The sequence below is a fragment of the Nitrospinota bacterium genome, from assembly GCA_035528715.1.
In the GTDB taxonomy this organism is placed as follows: Bacteria; JADFOP01; JADFOP01; order DATKYB01; family DATKYB01; genus DATKYB01.
On record DATKYB010000067.1, the window covers coordinates 1 to 21504 of the forward strand.

The 21504-nt window shown below is 37.3% G+C and carries 28 protein-coding genes; 11 read left to right on the plus strand and 17 right to left on the minus strand.

Features of this window, described 5'->3' with window-relative positions; genetic code table 11:
- The 3 genes from VMW81_05190 to VMW81_05200 all read right to left on the minus strand — a co-directional run.
- The coding region (locus VMW81_05190) for a radical SAM protein (GenBank protein HUU50331.1) at positions 1–569 on the minus strand (569 nt) is incomplete at its 3' end.
- Positions 570–642: 73 nt separating this feature from the next.
- On the minus strand, positions 643–1950 hold the full coding sequence (locus tag VMW81_05195) for an HPr family phosphocarrier protein (protein ID HUU50332.1): 1308 nt from the start codon (positions 1948–1950) through the stop codon (positions 643–645).
- Between the two features lie 130 nt (positions 1951–2080).
- Positions 2081–2305, minus strand: coding sequence for a hypothetical protein (locus VMW81_05200; GenBank protein ID HUU50333.1), 225 nt, complete (start codon positions 2303–2305; stop codon positions 2081–2083).
- Between the two features lie 184 nt (positions 2306–2489).
- On the opposite strand from VMW81_05200, the gene VMW81_05205 reads away from it, so the two are divergent.
- From VMW81_05205 to VMW81_05225, 5 genes are read left to right on the plus strand one after another with little or no spacing between them, the layout of a single operon-like run.
- Positions 2490–3395, plus strand: a complete 906-nt coding sequence (locus VMW81_05205; GenBank protein ID HUU50334.1) for an LD-carboxypeptidase — start codon at positions 2490–2492, stop codon at positions 3393–3395.
- A gap of 23 nt (positions 3396–3418) precedes the next feature.
- Entirely contained in the window at positions 3419–4540 is a 1122-nt protein-coding gene (locus VMW81_05210; protein HUU50335.1) for a serine hydrolase domain-containing protein, read from the plus strand.
- Positions 4533–5954, plus strand: coding sequence for a UDP-N-acetylmuramate:L-alanyl-gamma-D-glutamyl-meso-diaminopimelate ligase (gene mpl, locus VMW81_05215; GenBank protein ID HUU50336.1), 1422 nt, complete (start codon positions 4533–4535; stop codon positions 5952–5954). Before VMW81_05210 ends, mpl begins: the two co-directional genes overlap by 8 nt.
- 19 nt (positions 5955–5973) lie before the next feature.
- Positions 5974–6243, plus strand: a complete 270-nt coding sequence (locus tag VMW81_05220) for a hypothetical protein (GenBank protein HUU50337.1) — start codon at positions 5974–5976, stop codon at positions 6241–6243.
- A 22-nt stretch (positions 6244–6265) separates the two neighbouring features.
- Positions 6266–6724, plus strand: coding sequence for a Wzz/FepE/Etk N-terminal domain-containing protein (locus tag VMW81_05225; GenBank protein HUU50338.1), 459 nt, complete (start codon positions 6266–6268; stop codon positions 6722–6724).
- A gap of 123 nt (positions 6725–6847) precedes the next feature.
- Here the strand turns inward: VMW81_05225 and VMW81_05230 are convergent, their stop codons facing one another.
- From VMW81_05230 to VMW81_05240, 3 genes are read right to left on the minus strand one after another with little or no spacing between them, the layout of a single operon-like run.
- Positions 6848–8137 (minus strand): TRAP transporter large permease, encoded by a 1290-nt coding sequence (locus tag VMW81_05230; protein ID HUU50339.1) that lies wholly within the window; start codon positions 8135–8137, stop codon positions 6848–6850.
- A gap of 6 nt (positions 8138–8143) precedes the next feature.
- Positions 8144–8617, minus strand: a complete 474-nt coding sequence (locus VMW81_05235) for a TRAP transporter small permease (protein ID HUU50340.1) — start codon at positions 8615–8617, stop codon at positions 8144–8146.
- 10 nt (positions 8618–8627) lie between these two features.
- Entirely contained in the window at positions 8628–9647 is a 1020-nt protein-coding gene (locus VMW81_05240; GenBank protein ID HUU50341.1) for a DctP family TRAP transporter solute-binding subunit, read from the minus strand.
- A 199-nt stretch (positions 9648–9846) separates the two neighbouring features.
- Between VMW81_05240 and VMW81_05245 the strand changes: the two genes are divergently transcribed.
- Positions 9847–10320 carry an NAD(P)H-dependent oxidoreductase gene (locus VMW81_05245; protein ID HUU50342.1) on the plus strand — a complete coding sequence of 158 codons (474 nt, stop codon included), beginning with the start codon at positions 9847–9849 and terminating at the stop codon, positions 10318–10320.
- A gap of 16 nt (positions 10321–10336) precedes the next feature.
- Entirely contained in the window at positions 10337–10675 is a 339-nt protein-coding gene (locus tag VMW81_05250) for a PilZ domain-containing protein (protein ID HUU50343.1), read from the plus strand.
- A gap of 270 nt (positions 10676–10945) precedes the next feature.
- Here the strand turns inward: VMW81_05250 and VMW81_05255 are convergent, their stop codons facing one another.
- Both VMW81_05255 and hisF read right to left on the minus strand, forming a co-directional pair.
- Complete coding sequence (locus tag VMW81_05255; GenBank protein HUU50344.1) at positions 10946–11887, minus strand: AEC family transporter; 942 nt, start codon at positions 11885–11887, stop codon at positions 10946–10948.
- Between the two features lie 42 nt (positions 11888–11929).
- Positions 11930–12700 (minus strand): imidazole glycerol phosphate synthase subunit HisF, encoded by a 771-nt coding sequence (gene hisF / locus VMW81_05260; protein HUU50345.1) that lies wholly within the window; start codon positions 12698–12700, stop codon positions 11930–11932.
- Positions 12701–12862: 162 nt separating this feature from the next.
- Here hisF and VMW81_05265 point away from each other — a divergent pair, with 162 nt between their 5' ends.
- Positions 12863–13294: a glycine zipper family protein gene (locus VMW81_05265; GenBank protein HUU50346.1), complete on the plus strand. Its 432-nt coding sequence runs from the start codon at positions 12863–12865 to the stop codon at positions 13292–13294.
- A 52-nt stretch (positions 13295–13346) separates the two neighbouring features.
- Here VMW81_05265 and VMW81_05270 read toward each other — a convergent pair whose 3' ends face one another.
- Positions 13347–14051, minus strand: coding sequence for a SagB/ThcOx family dehydrogenase (locus VMW81_05270; GenBank protein ID HUU50347.1), 705 nt, complete (start codon positions 14049–14051; stop codon positions 13347–13349).
- 277 nt (positions 14052–14328) lie between these two features.
- On the opposite strand from VMW81_05270, the gene VMW81_05275 reads away from it, so the two are divergent.
- Positions 14329–14802 carry a VIT1/CCC1 transporter family protein gene (locus tag VMW81_05275; GenBank protein HUU50348.1) on the plus strand — a complete coding sequence of 158 codons (474 nt, stop codon included), beginning with the start codon at positions 14329–14331 and terminating at the stop codon, positions 14800–14802.
- 304 nt (positions 14803–15106) lie between these two features.
- Here the strand turns inward: VMW81_05275 and VMW81_05280 are convergent, their stop codons facing one another.
- Both VMW81_05280 and VMW81_05285 read right to left on the minus strand, forming a co-directional pair.
- Entirely contained in the window at positions 15107–15640 is a 534-nt protein-coding gene (locus tag VMW81_05280; GenBank protein HUU50349.1) for a nitroreductase family protein, read from the minus strand.
- A gap of 174 nt (positions 15641–15814) precedes the next feature.
- On the minus strand, positions 15815–16537 hold the full coding sequence (locus tag VMW81_05285) for an MgtC/SapB family protein (protein ID HUU50350.1): 723 nt from the start codon (positions 16535–16537) through the stop codon (positions 15815–15817).
- A gap of 213 nt (positions 16538–16750) precedes the next feature.
- Between VMW81_05285 and dmpI the strand changes: the two genes are divergently transcribed.
- Positions 16751–16942, plus strand: coding sequence for a 4-oxalocrotonate tautomerase DmpI (dmpI, locus tag VMW81_05290; protein ID HUU50351.1), 192 nt, complete (start codon positions 16751–16753; stop codon positions 16940–16942).
- A gap of 158 nt (positions 16943–17100) precedes the next feature.
- On the opposite strand, the gene VMW81_05295 is transcribed toward dmpI, so the two are convergent.
- Positions 17101–17493, minus strand: a complete 393-nt coding sequence (locus tag VMW81_05295; GenBank protein ID HUU50352.1) for a hypothetical protein — start codon at positions 17491–17493, stop codon at positions 17101–17103.
- Positions 17494–17757: 264 nt separating this feature from the next.
- On the opposite strand from VMW81_05295, the gene VMW81_05300 reads away from it, so the two are divergent.
- Positions 17758–18237 (plus strand): 4Fe-4S binding protein, encoded by a 480-nt coding sequence (locus VMW81_05300; protein HUU50353.1) that lies wholly within the window; start codon positions 17758–17760, stop codon positions 18235–18237.
- A 40-nt stretch (positions 18238–18277) separates the two neighbouring features.
- Here the strand turns inward: VMW81_05300 and VMW81_05305 are convergent, their stop codons facing one another.
- The 5 genes from VMW81_05305 to VMW81_05325 form a co-directional block, all read right to left on the minus strand.
- Positions 18278–18787 (minus strand): DUF3859 domain-containing protein, encoded by a 510-nt coding sequence (locus VMW81_05305; protein HUU50354.1) that lies wholly within the window; start codon positions 18785–18787, stop codon positions 18278–18280.
- Positions 18788–19076: 289 nt separating this feature from the next.
- Positions 19077–20021 carry an amidohydrolase family protein gene (locus VMW81_05310; GenBank protein ID HUU50355.1) on the minus strand — a complete coding sequence of 315 codons (945 nt, stop codon included), beginning with the start codon at positions 20019–20021 and terminating at the stop codon, positions 19077–19079.
- A gap of 13 nt (positions 20022–20034) precedes the next feature.
- Positions 20035–20292, minus strand: coding sequence for a bacteriophage holin (locus VMW81_05315; protein HUU50356.1), 258 nt, complete (start codon positions 20290–20292; stop codon positions 20035–20037).
- Between the two features lie 64 nt (positions 20293–20356).
- Entirely contained in the window at positions 20357–20533 is a 177-nt protein-coding gene (locus tag VMW81_05320; protein ID HUU50357.1) for a hypothetical protein, read from the minus strand.
- Between the two features lie 311 nt (positions 20534–20844).
- Entirely contained in the window at positions 20845–21045 is a 201-nt protein-coding gene (locus VMW81_05325) for a hypothetical protein (protein HUU50358.1), read from the minus strand.
- Between the last annotated feature and the right edge of the window lie 459 nt (positions 21046–21504).

Here is a 21504-nt window from a genome sequence, read left to right on the forward strand (position 1 = left end):
AGGGTTTTTCTTGTAATATAAGGAAGGATAGGACCGAGGAATACAAAAGTATCTATCCCTTTCTCAGAGATTTCTTTTAAAGCAGAAACTCTAGATTTAATCGATGATGCCCCTGGCTCAAATATTCTTCTTATTTTTTCATCATAGGTTGTGATGGTCATTCCTATTTCCAGATGAGGCATTTCTTTAAATATATCAAGGTCTCGTAAGATTAAAGCAGATTTTGTTTGGATATGGATATGAAAGCTATGATGCATAAGTTCCCTTAAAAGGCCTCGTGTTAATCGATATTTCTCTTCAATAGGTTGATAGGGGTCTGTTACAGTACCCATCATAATCGTTCCTCTTTTATATTTTTTCATTTCCCTTTTTAAGATTTCTGGTGCATTTATCTTTATATCCAAAAAACGTCCCCAAGGCTCCCTATGGCCTGTAAACCTCTTCATAAATTTCGCATAGCAATATACACACCCATGAACACAACCAATATAGGGATTAATGGCATAATCAATGCCATCTATCCTTGATTTTACCAAAATCGATTTACAATGGATCTCTGAAACTTTCAATAACAACCTCCTGGGGTTTACTTCTTTAATAAATAGTTTGGGGAAGGGTTAGGGATTAAAAATAATAAAAAAATTATTTATTCCTAAGGATTCTCACATAGTTCAGTTCTCTGGGGATTTCGCAGTCTTCACAATAATTATGTTCTGCAAGGATCTTTATATCATCAAGAGCCCTTTTATCACCTTCAAAGATTACTTCATGATATCCCTTGTCTGCAATGAGACCCCCTGCCTCCATTAGGCTCAGCACTGATCTTGCATTAAATTTTTTCCCATCAACTACAAGAAAGACATCAGTGCCATGTTCCTTAACAATGAGAGAGATATACCCGGCAGGCCTAGCGTGGAAGCCCAGAGGTTTGGGAGGGGGGAGTTTATAGCGGGCCTTTATGGTATATTTCGATAGAATTTTTTCTGCGATGAGCTTTCCTTTCTGTAAATAATCGTTACTATTAAAAAAAGCGAAATTGATAATCGTATTTAATCCCTCTTTTCTATCAACAATCTTTGTAATTTTCTCTTTAATTCCTCCAGTTCTCACCTCGTCTGCATGCCTTTCAAAAAAGTGAGAGAGCCAGCGGACTATTTCTAAGAGATGAAGACAAATAGATGTAAAGCCCCTTAGTTTAGTGAGATTTTTATCGTTTTTTTCAAGAAATGTATTTTTTATATAGGTATCGTAGTCTGATTGAATCCCCTGCAGAATATTTTTAAAATTCTGAACCTTTGTTTCATCGATTATTTTTGGAATAACAGGGATTTCTGTTTCCTTCTTATAAAATTTCTCGAGATTAGTTTCTTTTGATAATTTTGCAACATTCCTAAATCTCCTTGAAAGCGCAATAATTCTTTCTTCATTATCTTTTAAATCATCCTCGTGAAGATTTTTAGGAAGACGCTTGGAAATGGGAATTTCACTAAAAGCTCTATCTATGTAACATTCTTTGGGATGTTTCATTCCATTTTTACTTGCTTCCTTTTTTAGAATACCAAACAAATCTAATACAGAATTGTTTATAAAACTCATAGCACTATTAGCATCTCTATGAAATTTAGCGGCATCATCTTTTGAATCTTCCAGTTTATAGTGATAATATCTGTCTAAGATGTGTCTTAACTGGAGTCCTGCAATCGCAAAGTTTCTTATTGAGGCAATTAGTTCAGTAAAATAGAACCATGATTTATTTTCTCTTGCCCCGTGATTATCTAAAAAGTCTTCAAAAAGTTCTGCTTCATTAGAAAGGTTTGCATAAAAGGTCTTTGATTCCGGAGAATCCTTTTTCAGGCAATTGATAACTTTAAAGAAATTTACAGAGGCCTGTTCTATAAGGGGGAGAAATTTTTTTTCAGTAATGATTTTCTTTAAAGGGACATTTGGCATTATTCACCTTATTTTAAATTAAATAAAGTCTATTAAAAATTTTTTGCTAGGTCAATCAAATAATTAAATCGATATGGTTTCAATAAGATACAGGTAAAAAATTAAAGAAGGCAAGTCCCTCCTTTTCTTCTTAATGCTTATATGGATGTTTTTCAAACCTGTTCTCAAAGCGATTTCTTTCCATGTCTTTTACTGCCAGGCTATATTCTTTATACCATTTTATTCTCTCTTTTAATGAACACTCTTTTTTTGTATATTGATAGAGGTTTTCACTGCAATCTTCACAAAAAGACTTGGACTGAATGCTATCGGTATAGAGACAATAGGCAAACTCTAACTTCAGTTTTTTAAACATCTTAAGATTAATGTAGGCTTTAAGCTAGAAAAGTCAATAGGTTAGGGAAAGCATGAAAAATTTTTCCACAGGTTGTGTATAAACCTGTTGAAAACCACAATATATAGTATATTGCCAATTAAGTAAAAATATTAGACATTTTCCCGCCCTTAACTTATACTACAAGGAGAAAAAGGAGATATGGATGATAAAACCAAAAGCATTGCAAAAGGGTGATACCATAGGAATTGTTGCTCCTTCTGGATTATTTGATAAAAAGAAGTTTGAAAAAGGGATAGAGTTTATAAAGAAAATAGGATTTAACCCATTTTGGAGAGAAGATATATTTCATGCAGAGAGGTATATGGCTGGTTCTGATTCCAGAAGGGTTTCTGAACTCATGGATTTGTTCAGCAATGAAGAAATCAAAGCCATTTTCTGTGCAAGGGGTGGTTATGGTGCTGGAAGGATACTTCCCCTTTTACAAAAAGAAAAGATTGTTAATCACCCAAAAATCTTTGTGGGATATAGCGATATTTGTTTTCTCCTGAATTTCTTTGTACAAGAATGTTCCATGGTTTGCTTTCATGGACCTATGGTTGCAGGAGCTTTGGCACGGGGTCTTTCTCCATATGAAGAAGAGGTTTTTATAAGACTTCTAACCTCTAAGGAGCCTCTAGGAGAGCTCAATTTAGATGGAATAGAGGTGTTACGTGAAGGGATAGGGGAAGGTATACTCATAGGTGGATGTCTTTCAATAATCATTAGTTCAATGGGAACAGAATATGAATTAGAAACAAAGGGAAAGATACTTTTTTTAGAAGATACAAACGAGCCGCTTTATAGACTGGACAGAATGCTAACCCAGATGAGGATTGCAGGGAAGTTTGATAAGATAGAAGGGATTATTTTTGGACATATATTCGATCCCAAAGAGGAAGTTTTATTCAAAGAGATGGCAAAAGAGATCTTTACAGAGACAAAAGCCCCTGTATTATATAAAGTTCCCGCGGGACATGGAAATCATGGCTTGGTCCTTCCCTTTGGTGTAAAGGTAAGGGTTGATGCAAATGAAAGAAAACTCTTTTTTTTAGAATCGGCTGTTTCATGACACAGGATGATTATAGGAATACATTGGAAAAGGAAGAGTATCCAAAGATCACAGATATTATGGAGAGGGCCAGGAAGAGCAGTATATTCCCTGGCGCATATCTATTGTTTGCTAAAAGAGGAGATATTAAATATAAAAAGGCGTTTGGCCATAGTTCTCTTGTTCCAGAGATATCAGAACTTAGAGAGGATACCATATTTGACATTGCATCGTTAACTAAGGTGATTGCAACGACCACCGCTCTGATGCTATTGGTTAGAGACAAATATCTTGAAGTAGATGATAAGGCATCTAAATTTATTCCTTCACTTGTTAAATATGGCAAGAGTGACATAACTCTCCGCCACCTTTTAAGCCATTCCTCAGGTCTACCAGCATGGAAACCCTATTATAAAGAAGTTTGTAACAATGATCGGATGATACCTAATCATACAACAAAGAATTTAATCTATGAGATGGTGCATAAAGAGAAGTTAATTTATCCTCTTGGGGAGGATTTTCAATATAGTGATTTAGGTTTTATTCTATTAGAGGAAGTCATTGAGAAGGTGTCAGGCCAATCTCTGGAGAATTTTTGTGATGAACGTATATTCAGTCCATTAGGAATGAAAAATACCTTTTACATTAAATTGGCTGATAAGAGGAATCTAGCAAAAGAGAAGTTTGCAGCTACAGAGGAATGTCCTTGGAGAAAAAGAGTGTTAAGAGGAGAAGTTCATGATGCAAACGCCTATGCTATGGGAGGAGTTGCTGGGCATGCAGGACTCTTTGCAATAGGAGGAGATATTTATATCTTTGCAAAGGAGATACTTGAAATTTTTAGGGGAAGAGAAGGAATGATTCCCAAAGAGATATTAGAGAAATTTATTAAAAGGCAGGAGATCGTAAAACACTCAAGCAGGGCCCTTGGTTGGGATACTCCTTCCAGAATATTTTCTACCTCAGGAAGATATTTTTCTAATGAGTCTATTGGACACACTGGCTTTACCGGCGTATCCTTATGGATAGATTTAAAAAGGGAAATAATAGTTATTTTATTGTCAAACAGGGTTCACCCCACGAGAGAGAACCAGACCTTTAATCGATTTAGGCCCTACATCCATGATATAGTCATGGAGGAATTGCTGAACAAGGACAATGGATAAGAGCGCTTTAAAAAAGATTCATATGATTGCTGTATGTGGGACAGGGATGAGTTCCTTAGCAGGAATGCTCAAGAAGTCAGGATATGTCGTCACAGGCTCTGACCAAGATGTTTATCCTCCCATGAGCACTAAATTGGAAGAATTAGGAATTCCAGTAAAGATAGGATACAAGCCGTCCAATCTTGATGAAAATCCTGATTTGGTAATTGTAGGGAATGCTGTATCAAGGAAAAATCCAGAGATAAAAGCGCTTTTGAAAAAGAAAATCCCTTATCTCTCGTTTCCTCAGGCTTTGGCTGATTTCTTCCTGAAGGAAAAAGAAACAATCGTTATTGCTGGAACCCACGGAAAAACAACAGCTTCTTCCCTCATGGCGTGGATTTTAGAGGTGGCTGGTGAGGACCCAGGGTTTATGATTGGAGGAATTCCTTTAAATTTTGGAGAAAATTATAAATTAGGTATGGGGAGATATTTTGTGGTGGAGGGGGATGAATATGATACAGCCTTTTTTGATAAGGGTCCAAAATTTCTTCATTATTTACCAAAAAATGTCATATTGACAAGTATAGAGTTTGACCATGCTGATATATATCAGGACCTAAATCATATCAAAGAATCCTTTAAAAAATTTGTCCAGATTATACCTGAAGATAAAGTACTTCTTCTTGGTCTCGATTTTCCGCATTCAAGTGAAATGAAGAAATATGCAGGCTGTAAAACTGAGACCTATGGCTTTCATCCAATGGCAGAGTGGAGGGCTGTTGATATGAAACTCGGTAAGTCCGGTGCAGAGTTCTCTATAAATAATAAGAAAGAGAAAATGGGCCCTTTTCATTGGTCTTTGATGGGAAGACATAATATTCAAAATGCCATTGGTGTTATAGCAATAGCTATAAGACTTGGCATCCCTCTTCAAACCATAAAGAAAAGCCTTAAGGCCTTTAAGGGAGTAAGGCGTCGTCAGGAAATCAAGATTGAAAAAAATGGCATTATTGTAATTGATGATTTTGCTCATCATCCTACATCTGTGAGAGAAACCATAGGAGCTGTTAAAGCACATTATCCGGATAAAAGACTCTGGGCGTTGTTTGAGCCCCGCACAGCTACAAGCAGAAGGAATATATTTCAAAATGACTACGTAGATGCCTTTAAGGCGGCTGATAAAGTTATCATTGCAGGAGTCTTTAGGCCTGATCAGATAGAACAGGAACTGATTTTCTCTCCATCTCAATTGGTCAGTAAATTAAATTCAAATGGCCATTCAGCCTATTTTATAGAAGAGGTGGATGAGATAGTTGATTTTTTAAGAAAGAGTTTAAGCCCAGGAGATATTGTTCTTGTTATGTCAAATGGTGGTTTTGGAGGCATCCATGAAAAATTGGGCTCGATGCTGAAGAGCATGGGAAATAAGTGAAAGGTCAGAAGTTATGGAGATGAATCAAGAGAGAAAAAAAGAGGCAAGGGAGGCCTGGAGGAGACTCAAGGAAAATCAATCGAAGAGAAGAGAAAAACTGAGACGAGATATAACAAATATTAAGACAATTTTTTTATTTATTCTCGTTATCATCATATTTGTTGTTTTTTATTTTTTAATTCAACTCTATATAAAAGAGGATACTTATATCAAATCAAAAAGAGATGATCTGATACGAATAGAGCTAAAAGATATTGAACAGAGTAAAGAAAAAAGCGAAGATAAATAATATAAAGAGCAAGGAGAGACTATTGGATGAGATAAAACTTATTTGGAAAAGGAAAAAATTCATCATCTTCATCACACTTTTATCTCTGTTGATTGCTGGCACAATTAATTTTAAGAAGTATAGTGAATACAATATAGAGGCTCACATTAAGGCTGAAAAACTCAATCAAGAGTTAGTTAAAAATAAGGATCTATTCAAATCGATGTTCATTGAGGATTTGGATCTGAAATATCCTTTAAAGGTCAACTCATTTTTATCTGGAAAAGAGAAAAAATATCTCAAGGTTGAAATAAGAACCGGTGATCCTGATACAATAAAGAAAAGGTTCGAGGCATTAGGAGGCTCTGATATAGGTATTCGTCTTGACAAAAGGGTTACCTCTGCAGATAAGATTTTTTATACCATTCTTTTTACGCTCTGTGTGCTCATTATGACGTCGGTCTTTGTTCTCGTCTTTTTTGAGGATGAAAAGAAACAATAAAAAATCTCCATTACATTTCATTCCTATACTTTTGATTTATTCTTCTTATCTAATCTTCTCCTAAAAATAATATTAAATTTTTGGAAAACAAGAGAAAAGAAGAAATTTATAATTTTATAGCTCTTATAGGGTATAGAGATTCCACCATATAGGGAGAACGAGGCTTAAGCTTGGCATATAGATAACAATAAGAAGGGCTAAAAACATGGTAATGATAAATGGAATGACTGCCAGAGAGGTATCTTCTAAAGAGGTTTTTGCAATATTTGTCGTGACAAAAAGGTTGATTGCCACAGGGGGTGTAAACTGCCCTATTGCCAGATTCAGGGTCATAACGACACCAAACCACAAGGGGTCCCATTGAAAGTGAGCAATAATAGGAAGGAGAATGGGAAGAAAAATATAGTATATCGATATGGCATCCAGAAGCATGCCAGCAATTAAGATGAGTATATTAATGATTAAAATTGAAATGTAAGGATTAGAGCTTAATGATAAAAGAAAAGAGGCTGTCTTGTCCATAACCCCTAAAGTAGAGCCAGCCCATGAGTAAAGACCAGCAAAAGAGACAATAATCATAACAATGGCTGAAGAGAGTGCCGCATCGCATAAAATAGGATAGAGATCTTTTAGTTTAAGCGTTCTATAAATAATCATACCTACAAAGAGACCATAGAATACAGCAACAACAGCAGCCTCTGTTGGCGTAAATATCCCGCCATAGATACCACCGAGAATAATGATAGGAGCGAGGAGTCCCCAGATCGATTCCTTAAATGCCTTCATGATTTCTTTAAACGTTCCCCTTTCCTCCCCTAAAAATCCTTTTTTCTTTGATATAAAATAAGCAGGAAGAACAAGAGAAAACCCTGCTAACAAACCGGGAAAGATTCCGGCAGCAAAGAGGGCGGGTATAGAGACATTGGTTATCACCCCATAGAGAATCAATGCAATACTGGGAGGGACAACGATAGCTGTTGAACCGCTGCTGGCAATAAGGGCTGATGAAAAGCCTTTTTCATAGCCCTTTGCAATCATTGCAGGAATAAGCACAGCTCCCATGGCTGCAGCATCAGCAGGACCTGAGCCAGAAATACCACCAAAAAAGACACAGACCGCAATAGCCACAATAGCAAGACCTCCGGGAATGGAGCCGACAATGAGGCTTGCTAGATTAACGAGCCTTTTAGAAATCCCACAGCGCTCTAATATAAAACCTGCCAGTATAAAAAAGGGGATGGCAAGGAGCTGGAACTTTGCAATACCGGCATAGAAATTAGCAGAGTAGACAGGCAGACCTAACTGATATTTCCATATCAGAAACAAGGCTGTTCCACCCAAGGCAACAGCAATGGGTATGCCTAAGAAAAGAAGGACTAAAAAGATTAAAAATAATAGAATACCCGCTTCCATTAATCCTCAAGGTTCCTTGATGTTTTTATTGAGAATGGTGATGATTCGAAATATCAAAACTAAACCACATACAGGGATCCCCATGGTATACCACCACTGGGGTAATTCTAATGCCTCGGAAGTAATTTCAAGCTCAATCTCTGCAAAAATCTGAGATACGCTGAACCCTATGAGTAATGCAAATAAGATGAGGGAAAGGCAGGCAGAGGCTAAAGACAGCAGTTTTTTTAAAGGATAAGAGAGGCGATTCAAAAGAAAGGTTAACCCGAGATGTGCACCCTTTTTAAAGCCGACAGACGTTCCCAGCAGAGTAAGCCAAACCATAAGGTTGACTTCTATTTCTTCTGTAAATGCCAGCGAATATTGAATAAAGTATCTAGTAATTACATTTGCAAAGGCAAGAAGAGCCATTATCCCAAGTATAAAAGCACATAAGACTTCTTCCAGATTTTCTAACAGCCATTTTGTCTTTTCTTTCATAATGTTTTTTCTATTTGAGCTCTTCCTCAGCTAACTTAACGAGATCCTCGCCAATCTTCTTAACCCATTTTTTATAGACAGGTCCTGTCAAGTTTTTAAAGATTTTCATCTCATCTTTTGAAAGGATGGTTACCTTCATTCCATTATTCTTTAAAAAATCGATGGCTTTTTGGTTTTTTTCAAGCCCTTTTCTCGCCTCACTTCTTTGCCAGTCCATGGCTTCTTTGGCTGCCTCTTTGACGATTCTTTGATCTTCTTTCGTAAAATTGTTCCATATATCCTTATTGATACCCAAGACAAGGGGATCGATGGCATAGTGCCATATGGTTATGTAATCATGCATCTGATATAGCTTATAAGGTAAAATAACAGAAACGATTGGGTTTTCCTGACCGTCTACGGTCTTCTGTTGAAAGGCTGTCACAGCCTCTCCCCAGTTCATCGATACAGGATTTGCTCCCAGGGCCCGAAAGGTATTGATAAATATGGGGGAACCCACGACCCTTATCTTTAATCCCTTCAAATCGTCAGGCTTTTTGACCTCTCGCTTTCCATTGGTAAGCTCTCTAAAACCATTTTCTCCCCAACCAAGGTTAACAACGCCTTTTTTTTTCAGGATACCATTAATCCTTTTACCTGTTTTCCCATGTGTGATTTTGTCCAAAGACTTGTAATCCGAAAAGAAAAAGGGAAGAGAGAAGAGATTGAGTTCCTTGATTGTAGTAGACCAGTTTATTGTGGAACCAAGAGCAAAATCTATAACCCCCTGTCTTAAGAGAAAAAACTCATTGGTCTGCTTTCCTGCAAATAGCTGGCCGCTAAAATAACACTTTATATTGATGCGTTCCCCACTCTTTTTTCGAACAAGATCGGTAAACTTAGAAGCTCCCTCTCCCCATGGTCCCTTTGGCCCTACAACAACACTCAGCTTATATTCTGATTTATAAGGAGTCGAGCAGGCTAAGAAAGGGAAAGTCAAAAAAGATGATGCTAACAGAAGAGAGATAAGCCAGAGTCTATTTTTAAGCATTACTGCCCTCCTTGTGAATAATTGAAATTTTAAAAAATATATCAGAAATCATAAGCCTAATTCTATAAAAAAATGTTTGATTTAGAAAAAATAATAAGGTGATACAAAAAACGCTTTTGCATGCAGAGATAAATATGTTAAAATAAACGCCCAAAATAATCTTATAGAGAAGAAATTACAAATAATTGGAGGCATCCCCATGTCAAAGGTTCTCATCTTATACTATTCAAAGACTGGTAATACCGAGGAAATGGTTCAATATATAGAAGAGGGGGTTAAGAAGGAAGGCGTTGATGTCGATATAAAGAAGGTTCAGGATGTGACACCTGATGTCCTGTTGGAGTATGATGGAATTATCATTGGGTCGCCAACCTATTATGGAAGCATGGCAGCAGAGATTAAGCAGCTCTTTGACGAGAGCGTGAGATTTCATGGAGACCTTACAGGTAAGGTTGGTGGAGCCTTTACCTCAGCAGCTAACTTGGCTGGAGGAAATGAGACCACGATTTTGGGTATCTTGAAAGCGATGTTGATCCATGGTATGATTATTCAGGGAGACGCCATGGGAGATCACTACGGTCCTGTAGCGATTGGCAAACCGGATGAGAGAGCGAAAAAAGAGTGTATGAAATTAGGCGGAAATATAGCAAGATTGGTAAAGAGATTAAAATAGCATAAAGGAGGCAACAATAGATCAGCAGAGACGACAATTTTTTCGCGTTGAATATCCCGTAGAAGAGCGTCCAAAATTCCTTTGGAAAAAGAAAGAGTATGAAGTGGTTGATGTCAGTGAAATGGGGATAAGATTTGTTTGTCCTAGAATAAATCCTCTAGAGCTAGAGAAGATTGTTCGGGGAAATGTTATTTTTGAAGACGGGGAATCGTATGAAGTTTCAGGGGATGTTGTTCGTTATCAGAACGAGATGATTGCACTTCGTCTTTACGAGGGCCCCCCTTACAGCAAAATTGTGAGTGAGCAGCGCCGCCTCCATCAGAAATATCCTCGCCTATTTGGGTTAGAAGAGTAAAAATCATTTCAGATGAATTAAGAAATTCTTAAAATCTTAAAAGTTCCTCTTTTTGTAGTTATTTCCTAGTTTGATAGATAACCCGCTTTGAGTCAGCAGTTTATCAAACCCAAACAGGACTTTCTTTTGCAATAAACTCAGAAATTTTCTCTCTGAGCTCTTTTAAGAATGGATAGAAGAATTTCTCGTAAGGCATTCACCATATTAGTGCTATTGGGGGGATTAAAACATATTCAATGTGTTTTTAAACCTTTTCTATTATTTGATCCGCTAAGGCGTAAAATACATGCTGAATAGCATAACCATTAAAGAGATGGAAAAGAGCGAAAAAACAAAGCTGGCCACAACAAATTGGTTTACAATGTTATAATTGCCTCCTGCTCTTTCAGTAACAATAGGAACAGCAGTAATGGGTGGAACAGCGCTTTCAAGGAGGATAATCAAGGCAATGCTATAGCTTGGTCGGAACAATATGAGAATGCTAAAAAACACCAGTGGAAAGAGAAGGTTCTTGATGAATACAAATTTCACAACTTCCCTGATATAAAGGGTGCCTTTCTTTTGAAAATCGATATAAATATTGCCGCCGATTATTATCAATAAGGAAGGTATTGCCATGCCGCCTACGAGCCTAATGCTTGAGATAATAAAACGAGGGATATAATCATGTGCTCCAACATATCGTATAAAGACTGCAACCAGAGATGCAATAAGCACAGGATTAACAATTTTCTTCCAGTTCAAAAAATGATCTTTCTTACCGAAGAAGAAATGATATGTGCTGAAGAAAAAGCCAGGAAAAAACATAGTAAATAAAAAAAGATAGACCAAATATGCTGAATTATCACCAAAAAGTCCTCCTATGATTACCAATGGGAGAAATATTCCATTCTGATAAAAAAGGCTGAGAGTAAATTCAGAGCGGGTGTTTTTTTGTGATACAAAGCCGGCAATGATCGAAAGAGGGAATGAAACCGCCGTGAAAAGAAGCCAACAAATAGGAAGTTGCCACCATCCCGCGGTTTTTTCTGGAGAGAAATTTGTAATGATACTAAAAAAGACAAGGCAAGGTAAAGCAATATCAATGGCTAAAGGCGAAAGGAATTTCAGCACAGTTCCCGGGAAGAGATCTCTTTTAATGATCCAGAATCCTAAAAACCCTATAACTAAAAGTACTGCAACCGATTCGAATGATGTGATAAAGATATCCATGCTGTCCAGGTCCTAAAGCGTATAACAAAGATAATTATATCTTTAAGATTTAATAGTGACCTGCAGGCCCTTTTCACGAAGATATTCCTTGAGCGCCTTGATTCTTACGGTGTGAAAATGAAAGACCGATGCAGCTAACAAGATCTCTGCATGACCTTTGATGACTGCATCATAAAAATGCTCAAGCTTCCCTGCTCCACCTGAAGCGATTACGGGCAGATCAACAGCATCTGCAATGGCACTCGTAAATTCGAGGTCATAGCCAGCCTGCGTTCCATCGCTATCCATGCTTGTTGACAGGATTACACTCGCTCCCCGCTCCTCACACTCCTTGGCCCACTCAACGGCATCTTTTCCCACAGGTTTGGTGCCTCCTGATACGACAACCTCAAATCCGGATGGCATCTCGCTGTTTCTTCTCCCATCTATGGCAATGGTTATCTTCTTTGAATTGAATTTTTTTGTTGCCTCACTTATCAGATCAGGATTCTTAACTGCGGCACTATTCATAGAGATTTTACCTGCACCCGCATCAAGAACAAGTTCAATGTCTTCCAGAGAGGAAATACCGCCTCCCACGGTCAACGAGATATTGATAACGGATGAAACATTCTTCACCCACTCCAATTTTGTTTTTCTATTCTCTAAGGTTGCAGCAATATCGAGCATGGCCAGCTCATCAGCCCCTTCCTTTTCATAAAAGGCAGCATTTTCTACAGGATCACCTGCATCCCTTAGGTCTATAAAGTTAACACCCTTAACAACCCTTCCCTCTTTCATATCGAGGCACGGCATGATTTTTATCAGGCTCATCTTTTGTCTCCTTTCTTTGTTTAAGACTGAAATGTGATACTAACAAAAAAGATCGAAGAAATTCAAGTATTATTCTCCATGCTTTGTTGCTGCGAAAGCAGAGGCAAAAAATCTTATTGACAGCTCGATATCAGCTCATTTATAAAAAGAAAAAGAGATAGATTGGAGTTTCATGTGAAAGGATTAATTATCCCCCTTTTGATTTTTATTTTTGGTATGGGTCTCTTGGTGTCGTGTGCCAAGCGCCCTGTTCTTTATCCGAATGAGCGAATTTACGAGCTTGGACGGGAAGTTGCAGAGCAGGATATTGATGACTGTATAAGACTTGCAGAACAGCAAGGGCTAAAGTCCAGAACTGCTGAGAAGGTAGCAAAAAAGACAGCAAAGGGTGCAACAAGCGGTGCTGTGGTCGGCACAGCCGTAGGCGCAGTCACCGGTCGTATAGGGAAAGGTGCAGCAGTTGGTGCGGCTGGCGGAGGCTCTGCAGGGTTCATGAGCGGGATTTTCGATGCACGAGAACCAGATCCGTTGCATAGGAAATTTGTCGAAAAGTGCCTCAGAGATAAGGGCTACAAAATCATCGGATGGAAATAATATAGAAAATCTCAGTTTATCTTTTAAGCTCTTCTCAATGTTTGGTTTCTGACTATTTCCTTCCAACGGGTATGATATATAAAGGATGCTCTTCGTCGGGCATATTTACAACCCTCTTTACTTGACCATCCCAGAAAGCTCCGATAGTAACTGTTCCAAGATTGAGGGAAACTGCCTGCAAAAAGATATTTTGAGCTGCGTGGCCGGCTTCCATATGCACGTATCTTATCCCTCTCTTTCTATACTTTACCGTTGTTCGTTCATAAACAGCAGATATGACAATATCTAAAGCAGCATCTCTAACCGCTCTTTGGGCAAAAGCAGCCATACTTAGCCCTTTCCTTTTATCCCCTTCTCTGACTCTTATTAATGCATGCCTGTGATTTTTATATTTATAAATTCCAGCATTAAGACTATCTACATTTCCAGCGATGAGGTAAACCTCAAGGGGATAGAGCGCCCCTGCTGAAGGGGCTGTTCGAAAGCCTTCTGGATTTGTAATCCCCTGAGCGGCCCAGAGAAGCTGTGAAGTTTCTGCAAGAGTCACCGGCTCATTTTTATAGCTTCTTACTGATCTTCTCTTGAGAAGAGCCTTTTCAACAGAGGTCTTACTATCATACTTTGGTTCAGGAAGTTTTATGATTTTTAAATTTGACGCAGGTTCGGTATTTGTAGCTGAGTGTAGCAGCGAAATTGCTGTCCTTATTCCCAAAATCATCAAAATCAAGATTAGTATTATTATGATTGCCTTTTTCATAATATCCTCCTACAAAGAAAAAATTCACCTTTATGAAAGCTATTTTAGAGGATAATTAGTTATTTATCACTATTTTTTATTTTCGGGCTGCTTTCTTGCTATCTTGTCGAATCACTGAGGAATCTAAAAGGGAAAAATTTGAAATTGCAAAAAATACTTTTATTCTCTATAATCATACAAGATTTTGTAATATCTAAACTTATCAGAATGTAAACGAGTTAAGGATTGATCGGGATGCCAAAAGTTAATTAAATGAATTAATACTTAATCAATATCTATGAAACTTTCAATAAGAAAAGGTTTTAGTTTTGGTTTAACATCTGGAATTATTACTACCCTCGGTCTAATTATAGGACTGCATTCAAGCACTCGTTCAGCACATGTCATCATTGGTGGCATTCTTGTAATAGCAATCGCAGATGCTCTCTCAGATGCGTTAGGAATTCATGTATCTGAAGAATCTGAGAATAAACACACAACAAAAGAAATCTGGGAATCAACACTTACGACATTATTATCTAAATTTATTTTTTCAATAACATTTATTATTCCAATTCTCCTGTTTCCACTTTCTACCGCAATATATATCAGTATAATATGGGGTTTATCCTTATTAGCAATTTTTAGTTTTTATATCGCTAAAAGAGAGAATATAGAACCTTACAAAGTGGTCATAGAGCATTTGGTTATTGCAATAATAGTCATGGTTGTAACTCATTATGTTGGGGATTGGGTAGCAACTTTTGGATAGGCTCTCTCGTAATTCTCGTTCGCTATATTTTGGTAGCGCTATCACATTCCTTTAGTCTTGAACCTTGCCTTCTTTGTTTCTACTCATTCTTATTTTTTCTCGCTTACTCGTCAATCCCTGAAGAATCTAAAAGGGCAACCCCTGCTTGATTTCCTTTAGGACCAAAATGACTTTTATAGGGCTGTCGCATGCCTCAGAGGTACTGGAGGAAAGAGTTTATATAGCGGTTGTTGATGGAAAAAATAGATTGGATTTATTCCTTGGGAAACCCTGAAACCGTAGAAGTGGCGAGAGAATCAGAAACTTAAGATGACTTCCCATGCAAATCGCGATGCACCTTTTCATATTGGAGTTCTTCTTTTTTGTGAGGGGGTTTTTTCTCATCAGGATATCCCACACCAATCATCGATAGCACTTTAAAATTTTTTGGTATATTTAAAACTTCTAATATATATTCCTCTGCAGTTTTACTCCCGCTGTGCATTCTCTCTCTAATCTGAATCCAGCAGCTTCCAAGCCCCAGAGATTCTGCTGCCAGATGGATAAATATCGAAGCAATAGAGCAATCCTCAATCCATACATCGCATTTATCCGGGTCAGCTAAGATCACAACTCCGAGTGGTGCGTTCTTTAAAAATGACGATCCGTGTTCCTTGGCTCTGGAAAGTTTTTCCAATAAACTTTTATCCGTAACAAAGATAAACTCCCACGGGTTAAATCCCCTTGATGAAGGGGGACGAAGTGATGCTTCAATCAGCATATCGATTTTTTCAGCTTCTACCTGTTTATCTAAGAATTGTCTTATACTTCTTCTTTTTTGAATAAGAGAAAGAAACATTTTATCTCTCCTTATTAAAAGACTGAATATTTTGAACTGCTCTTCTCAAAAATATAAAGATTTAGCCTTGAATACAATTTTTTATACGGCTTAATCTCCCTCTTTTTTCCCCGCTCACTCTTCAAATACCTGAAAAAGTGATGCAATAATTAGTATTAGTATCCGACAAATGATTTACTGAAGTTCCCATCTTATAGACTTTAAGGGAATTTTAGTATTCTCAAAAGATCTGATGACAACGTCAGCCAGATCTTCGGAATAATCTTTCCTAGAAAATCTGATTGATGCTGTTGCTGTAGTAATTCCCGTATCATATTCTCGTTTAAGGTTAAAAGATATCATTTTCATGCTCACATCTTTCATACTTTTAATCGTGCTACGAATAAATGATGGATCGGCTTCGTTTGTCGTGGTTATCATAAGAGTTCCAAAGGTGTCTTTTGGATAGAGCTTTTCGAGATAAAGAAGGCCTTGCAGAGAACAGATGGACATAAAGGTCGTTACAATAGCTATAGAGTAATATCCAGCACCAGATGCCATTCCTATGCCAGCAACAACCCAGAGGCAAGCTGCTGTTGTGAGTCCTCGAATTGTAATCCCTGCTTTTATTATTGTTCCAGCGCCTAAAAACCCTATACCCGTAACAATTTGAGCTGCGATACGGCCGGGATCACCACTCATCATTTCGCTTCCCTTGAGGTTCGGGCCTGGGCTAGCGACCATTTCTGACATTATCATGAAGACTGCGGCACCCATACTAACAAGCAGATTGGTACGAAGACCTGCTGCTCTTCCGTGAATGTCACGTTCCAGACCTATAAGACCTCCGAGGAAGCCGGCTAAAATAATCCTGCCTAAAAGGAAAACTGGCTCTTCAAAGAAATCATTAAACATCATTTGACCCCCCTAATTTATTTAAAAGTAATAATTAGTAGTTATGGTGCAAATGTAAATTAAGAATTTTATTATTGCAACTCTTAATCGCACCCTATAGAACAACCAAGAACCTTTCAAGGATTTATAATTTTAAAATTATTGATTAGATTAAATAGATAATTATTGGTATGATTTAAAAAAATATTATTTTTATATTTGTACAGGGAGGACAAAATGCCCATAGTAACTTTAGATGGTCCTGTAATAAAAGATCTGGATAAAAAAAGAAGACTGGTAGAATCTGTGACAGAAGCTGCTTATCAGGCTTATGACCTGCCAAAATCAACAATCGTTGTGCTTATAAAAGAAAACATTCCTGAGAATGTTGGTGTTGGTGGTGAGCTCATCTCAGATAGAGCTAAGTAGCATTTCAAAAGATGCCAAACCTTTAAAGAAATAGTCTCGGGGTTCAAGAAAGGGAACAAAGAAGATATCCCATGATTTTTCTTTATGATATTTGACTTCGCTTCTCGGAGAATAAACAAAATTGAGCTTAGCCAAATAGTTTCTTCTTAAATCTTTTTTTATAAACCAAAATCCTTTTTTAGATCATCCAGCAATTGATAAATAGATTTAAAACCCTGGTCTTCATCTGCCATTAATTTTGAATAGAGTTCCTTAATCCCTATTTTTTTTGCTTCTGCCAATACATCATAATCTTCACTGACCATCCTGAATTTTTCGTAATCAAGTCCAAGTTTTTTAGAGATTTCTTTAGCTAATTGTACGCCTAATGGCTGTGGACTTTGATTTTCAAACTTAGGGAGCCATCCTGCAATGATAAAATTATCATAAGACCTAGTTGAAATTTTTAGAGCCCAAATATAAGTATCTGCAAATTCAACGTCTCTTTCTCCTAAAATTCTTTCCAAGTCTCTATAGACACCAGCATCTCCAACAACGAGGATTTTTGGCATAATGACCACCTCCAAACATAATTTGAAAATGACTGTTTTTAGATTAAATTTGATTTGTTTAATTGTCAAGAAGGAATTGAGATAAGAAACAATTAAAAATCACCCTTCTTCAAATCTAATTGTATTTTGGAAAAAATCTTGACAGGTTTAAAAGATGGTGGTTAATTATGCCGTTTTTTTAATTTGTTAAAATCAAATTTTGATATTATATTTGAAAAATTGAGAAACTTATAAATACTTCAGATGTATAAAGAAGAGATTTAAATGAAAAAAACTCAATTAGTAATGATATGGATTCTTCCTCTTATTCTGATAGGTGGGCTATTCAATCCGTTACTTGGATATTTGGTTGTGGTGATGGTGGCTTTCTTTTTAACACTGTCATTTTTTAAAGGACGATACTGGTGTTGGAATCTCTGCCCAAGAGGTTCTTTTTTGGATATTGTGTTATCAAAATTTAGTCTGCAAAGGACCCTACCAAAATTTTTTACAAAAGAATGGTTTCGTTGGGCGGTACTTATTTTCTTTGCCATTTTTTTAACATTTCGTATTATTCGAACAGATGGAAATATCATTGCCATAGGCTCTGTCTTTGTTGGTATATGTATACTAACGACCATCATAGCAATTATTTTAGGCACGACAACAAAACATAGAGGCTGGTGTATGATATGTCCGATGGGAAATCTTCAAGAAAAGATAGGTAAGATAGGCCGGAAAAGTGTAAATAAACAGAACAATTAATTCCGCTCAGTCACCATTCTTCATACATTAAAAGATTAAATTACACATTTATTGGCTTATATACTGTGAACGTTTTTTCTATAAGCTTTCTTCCTTCATGCCATAGCCCTATGGTCCATTTTCCTGGTACAATTTCCCAATCGAATTCAAAACGCCAGCCCGTGTATGTGATATCACCTATATTCGTTGTTGTTCTCCATTGATCGATAGATGTTATCTGTTGAGTTTCAGGATTTTTTGTTTCTGGATGGATAATTTTTACTGTTAAAATCACTTTTTTGCCGCTTGGCTGTCCTTTTACTTTATAACGAAGGCCAAACAAATTTCCGATTATTCCATTTATGGTGGTAGTTTTTTTAATGAGCTCAATTTCTTGAAGTATATTTATATAGCCAAGAGAAGTATCTTCGGCTCCCCCTTTTCCCGCCACTATACTTCTATATTCTCCATACTCAACGATATCTATCCCATAGACCTCAACCTCTTCGGCGCAGGCAGCTATTGGGAAAGACAAGAGACAAACCAATAAAGATATTCCTATTATTCTCATATTTTTATCATTTTAAAAATAAAAAACGATGGCTATGATTCCTAATACAATGATAACGATTCCAACAGCTATTTTAGTCGGTCTGTTTAATTTTTTAACATTACAGCATGCCAATAAGAATCACCACCTTTTCCTTTGAGTTACGAATAACTTGCCCAAATTTTTCTTCATCTGCGTCGGATTTAAGGATATATTCGTGGATGCTAATGACTTTGGACATCTGATAGCCCCCAATTTTTGGATTTGATTGTATCTTTAAAATCAGGCTTTAGTCAATAAGTATAATGAGTTACTTGCTCCCCTTGGCAGGTATCTTCCATAGACGCTCGGCATTTCCATGAGCTATAGCATGGGCAACTTTATCTGGCAAATCAGATATAGCTTTGCCCCAGTATTCCATTTTCTCAATATAATAGTCATTCCAGTGTTCTGCCCACACATTATCAATTGCGAATATAAACCTGTCAGAATACTGAATCATAAGCTCCTTCCACTCTGGTGTGAAGGCATGATCTTCAAACATGTTTACCCATGGTTGGTTGGAGATGTCGACAGTTACAGGATCTGCATGAGAAGTTAAAAAGTATATATTTTTATGTTTTTCTATCAGATTTCTTGCCTCGTTAGGCTCGAGTTGGCCCATGTGTATCAAAGCAAATGGATGCTCGGGATGTTTATCGAGCATCTCTTCTAGAGCTTTCATGAAGGATTGTCTTGTTCTAAATTGAATAGCCGCAAACTCAATATGCACAATAAAAGGCCATCCATTTTCGATTGCAACATTTAATGCAGCTTGGACTCGCTCATCATCAGGATAAACAATAACTTCTCCAGCTATATCTCCTTTTTGCGCATGATACATCAGCACTTCAGCAATTGCGTTATACTTCTTGCTTTCACTGCGCTTTTTAAGTTTATTGTAATAATTCTGTTCGTTCCTCTTATATGCACCGCCTTTTGTTCGTATTGCAGCTATAATGCGGCCTGGATAAGCTTCAGCTAATTGTGTGATTTCACGTCCCTTCAGCTTTCCCCTGGCAGCAAGAATTGTTCGATAGACACCTGTCTTGTCCATGCGCTGGATTATGATTTCCAGATTCTCTAATTTATGATCAACCTGGCTATGTGCGTCGATGAAGTAGAGTTCGGATGCGGAAAAAGTATTGTTTGCTAGCGTCAAAACAAATATGCCGATAAGAAATAATAAACAGACAAGGGATCGTGTAGTCTTCATGAGCCAGATCCTCCTATGTTGAAAGGCGCGAGGTAATTAAATTATATAACCAAGCAAAAATCAACCCCCCAATAAGCCCATCCAAAGATGCCCAAACAAGCCCTATAATGCTTCCTACTGGGCTAATACGGTAGCCAATATATAAACGACCAATCAGGGTTGTCTCACCTGTCGCACCACTAAATGCCATAATCCACCATGTAAGAGAAAAAAGACCAAGTCCCCATATTATTCCGCAGGCAAGACCAAAAGCCTTAATATTTAGCTTCATCCCGAACACCTCCTTTTCTAAAGGATATAAAGAGACTTAATGATGAGTGCTTTGTTATGCAATACTAAAATTCTGGGATATACAAGACACGTCTGATGGCAATAGGGAGTTTTTTGGGTTTTTTGCTCCTATCAGACCAGAAAAAAGAAACAGGAGTACGAGTTTCGTCTACCACAAACCTCACAACGCCAGCACCCATACCACTCTCTCCCTGTTGACGAGTGTCTTGCGCATGGCCCAAATCCACAGGTACCTTGGAAAGCGACTTAGGTACGACACGGCTGAGGATAAGATGAACGAGGCCGGAGCAATCAAGAGCGTATAAACCTTCTTCTTCATCCATGATGGTTTTATGGCTGTATCGAGTCGATTTAAGAGAATTTGACGTGCTTCTGCTATCACAAGGGATGAAGCAGATCGAAACCCCTGCTCCTTAACATTGCCTGCTAAGGAATGTTGGTAAGGGTATAATAGTATCTGCAAAAGAATAGCTAAGAAGACGGTCCTTCGCTTCATATCCTTTCCAACGAGAACAACATAAAGTTAGAGAATTTATTCAGCTTTTGGTTTTAAGAGCTGCAGGAGACCGAGGTTTAGAGCCAAAAGTAAAAGAGTGTCAGTAAATCTGAGAAGGGCATTTGGTAGCAAGAATCCCAGTATGAGGACACCTGTTAATCTTGACATGACTGCCAGACCAAGACTAATGACAGCAATAATGAGAACCACATGCATTATACATTTACTGTCCTTCATATTTATCCCTCCTTTCTATTTATGATTTCTTTTACTTAAAATCAAAGACATTAAGATATCAAAATAGCAGGAACCCGAACAAAAAACATCTGGATTATCAAGGTGAATAGAATCATCGCTTGAGGCCAAATTAATTATTTTCTATCAAAAAACAGTGGGTTAGTCAATAAAACTTTACGGTTTTTATTCTTTAGTTTCAAGAGTTCTGTTAAATTTTCCCGAATTTGATCGGAGAGATAATTTGGAAAGAAAGGTAAAATAAGATATTTTCTTGACTTTCTTAAGCATTAAGTTTAAAATTTATAGATTAATTAAAACAGAGAATGAGAAGCGGTTCAACGATTTTTTTCAAAGAAAGGGGGTGAAAAGTTAATTTAGAATCAGCTTTTCTTTTAAAAATAAAGAACTTAAGGAGCAGGTATTATTAAATAACCTGATCCAAAAAAATAACGTATTAGA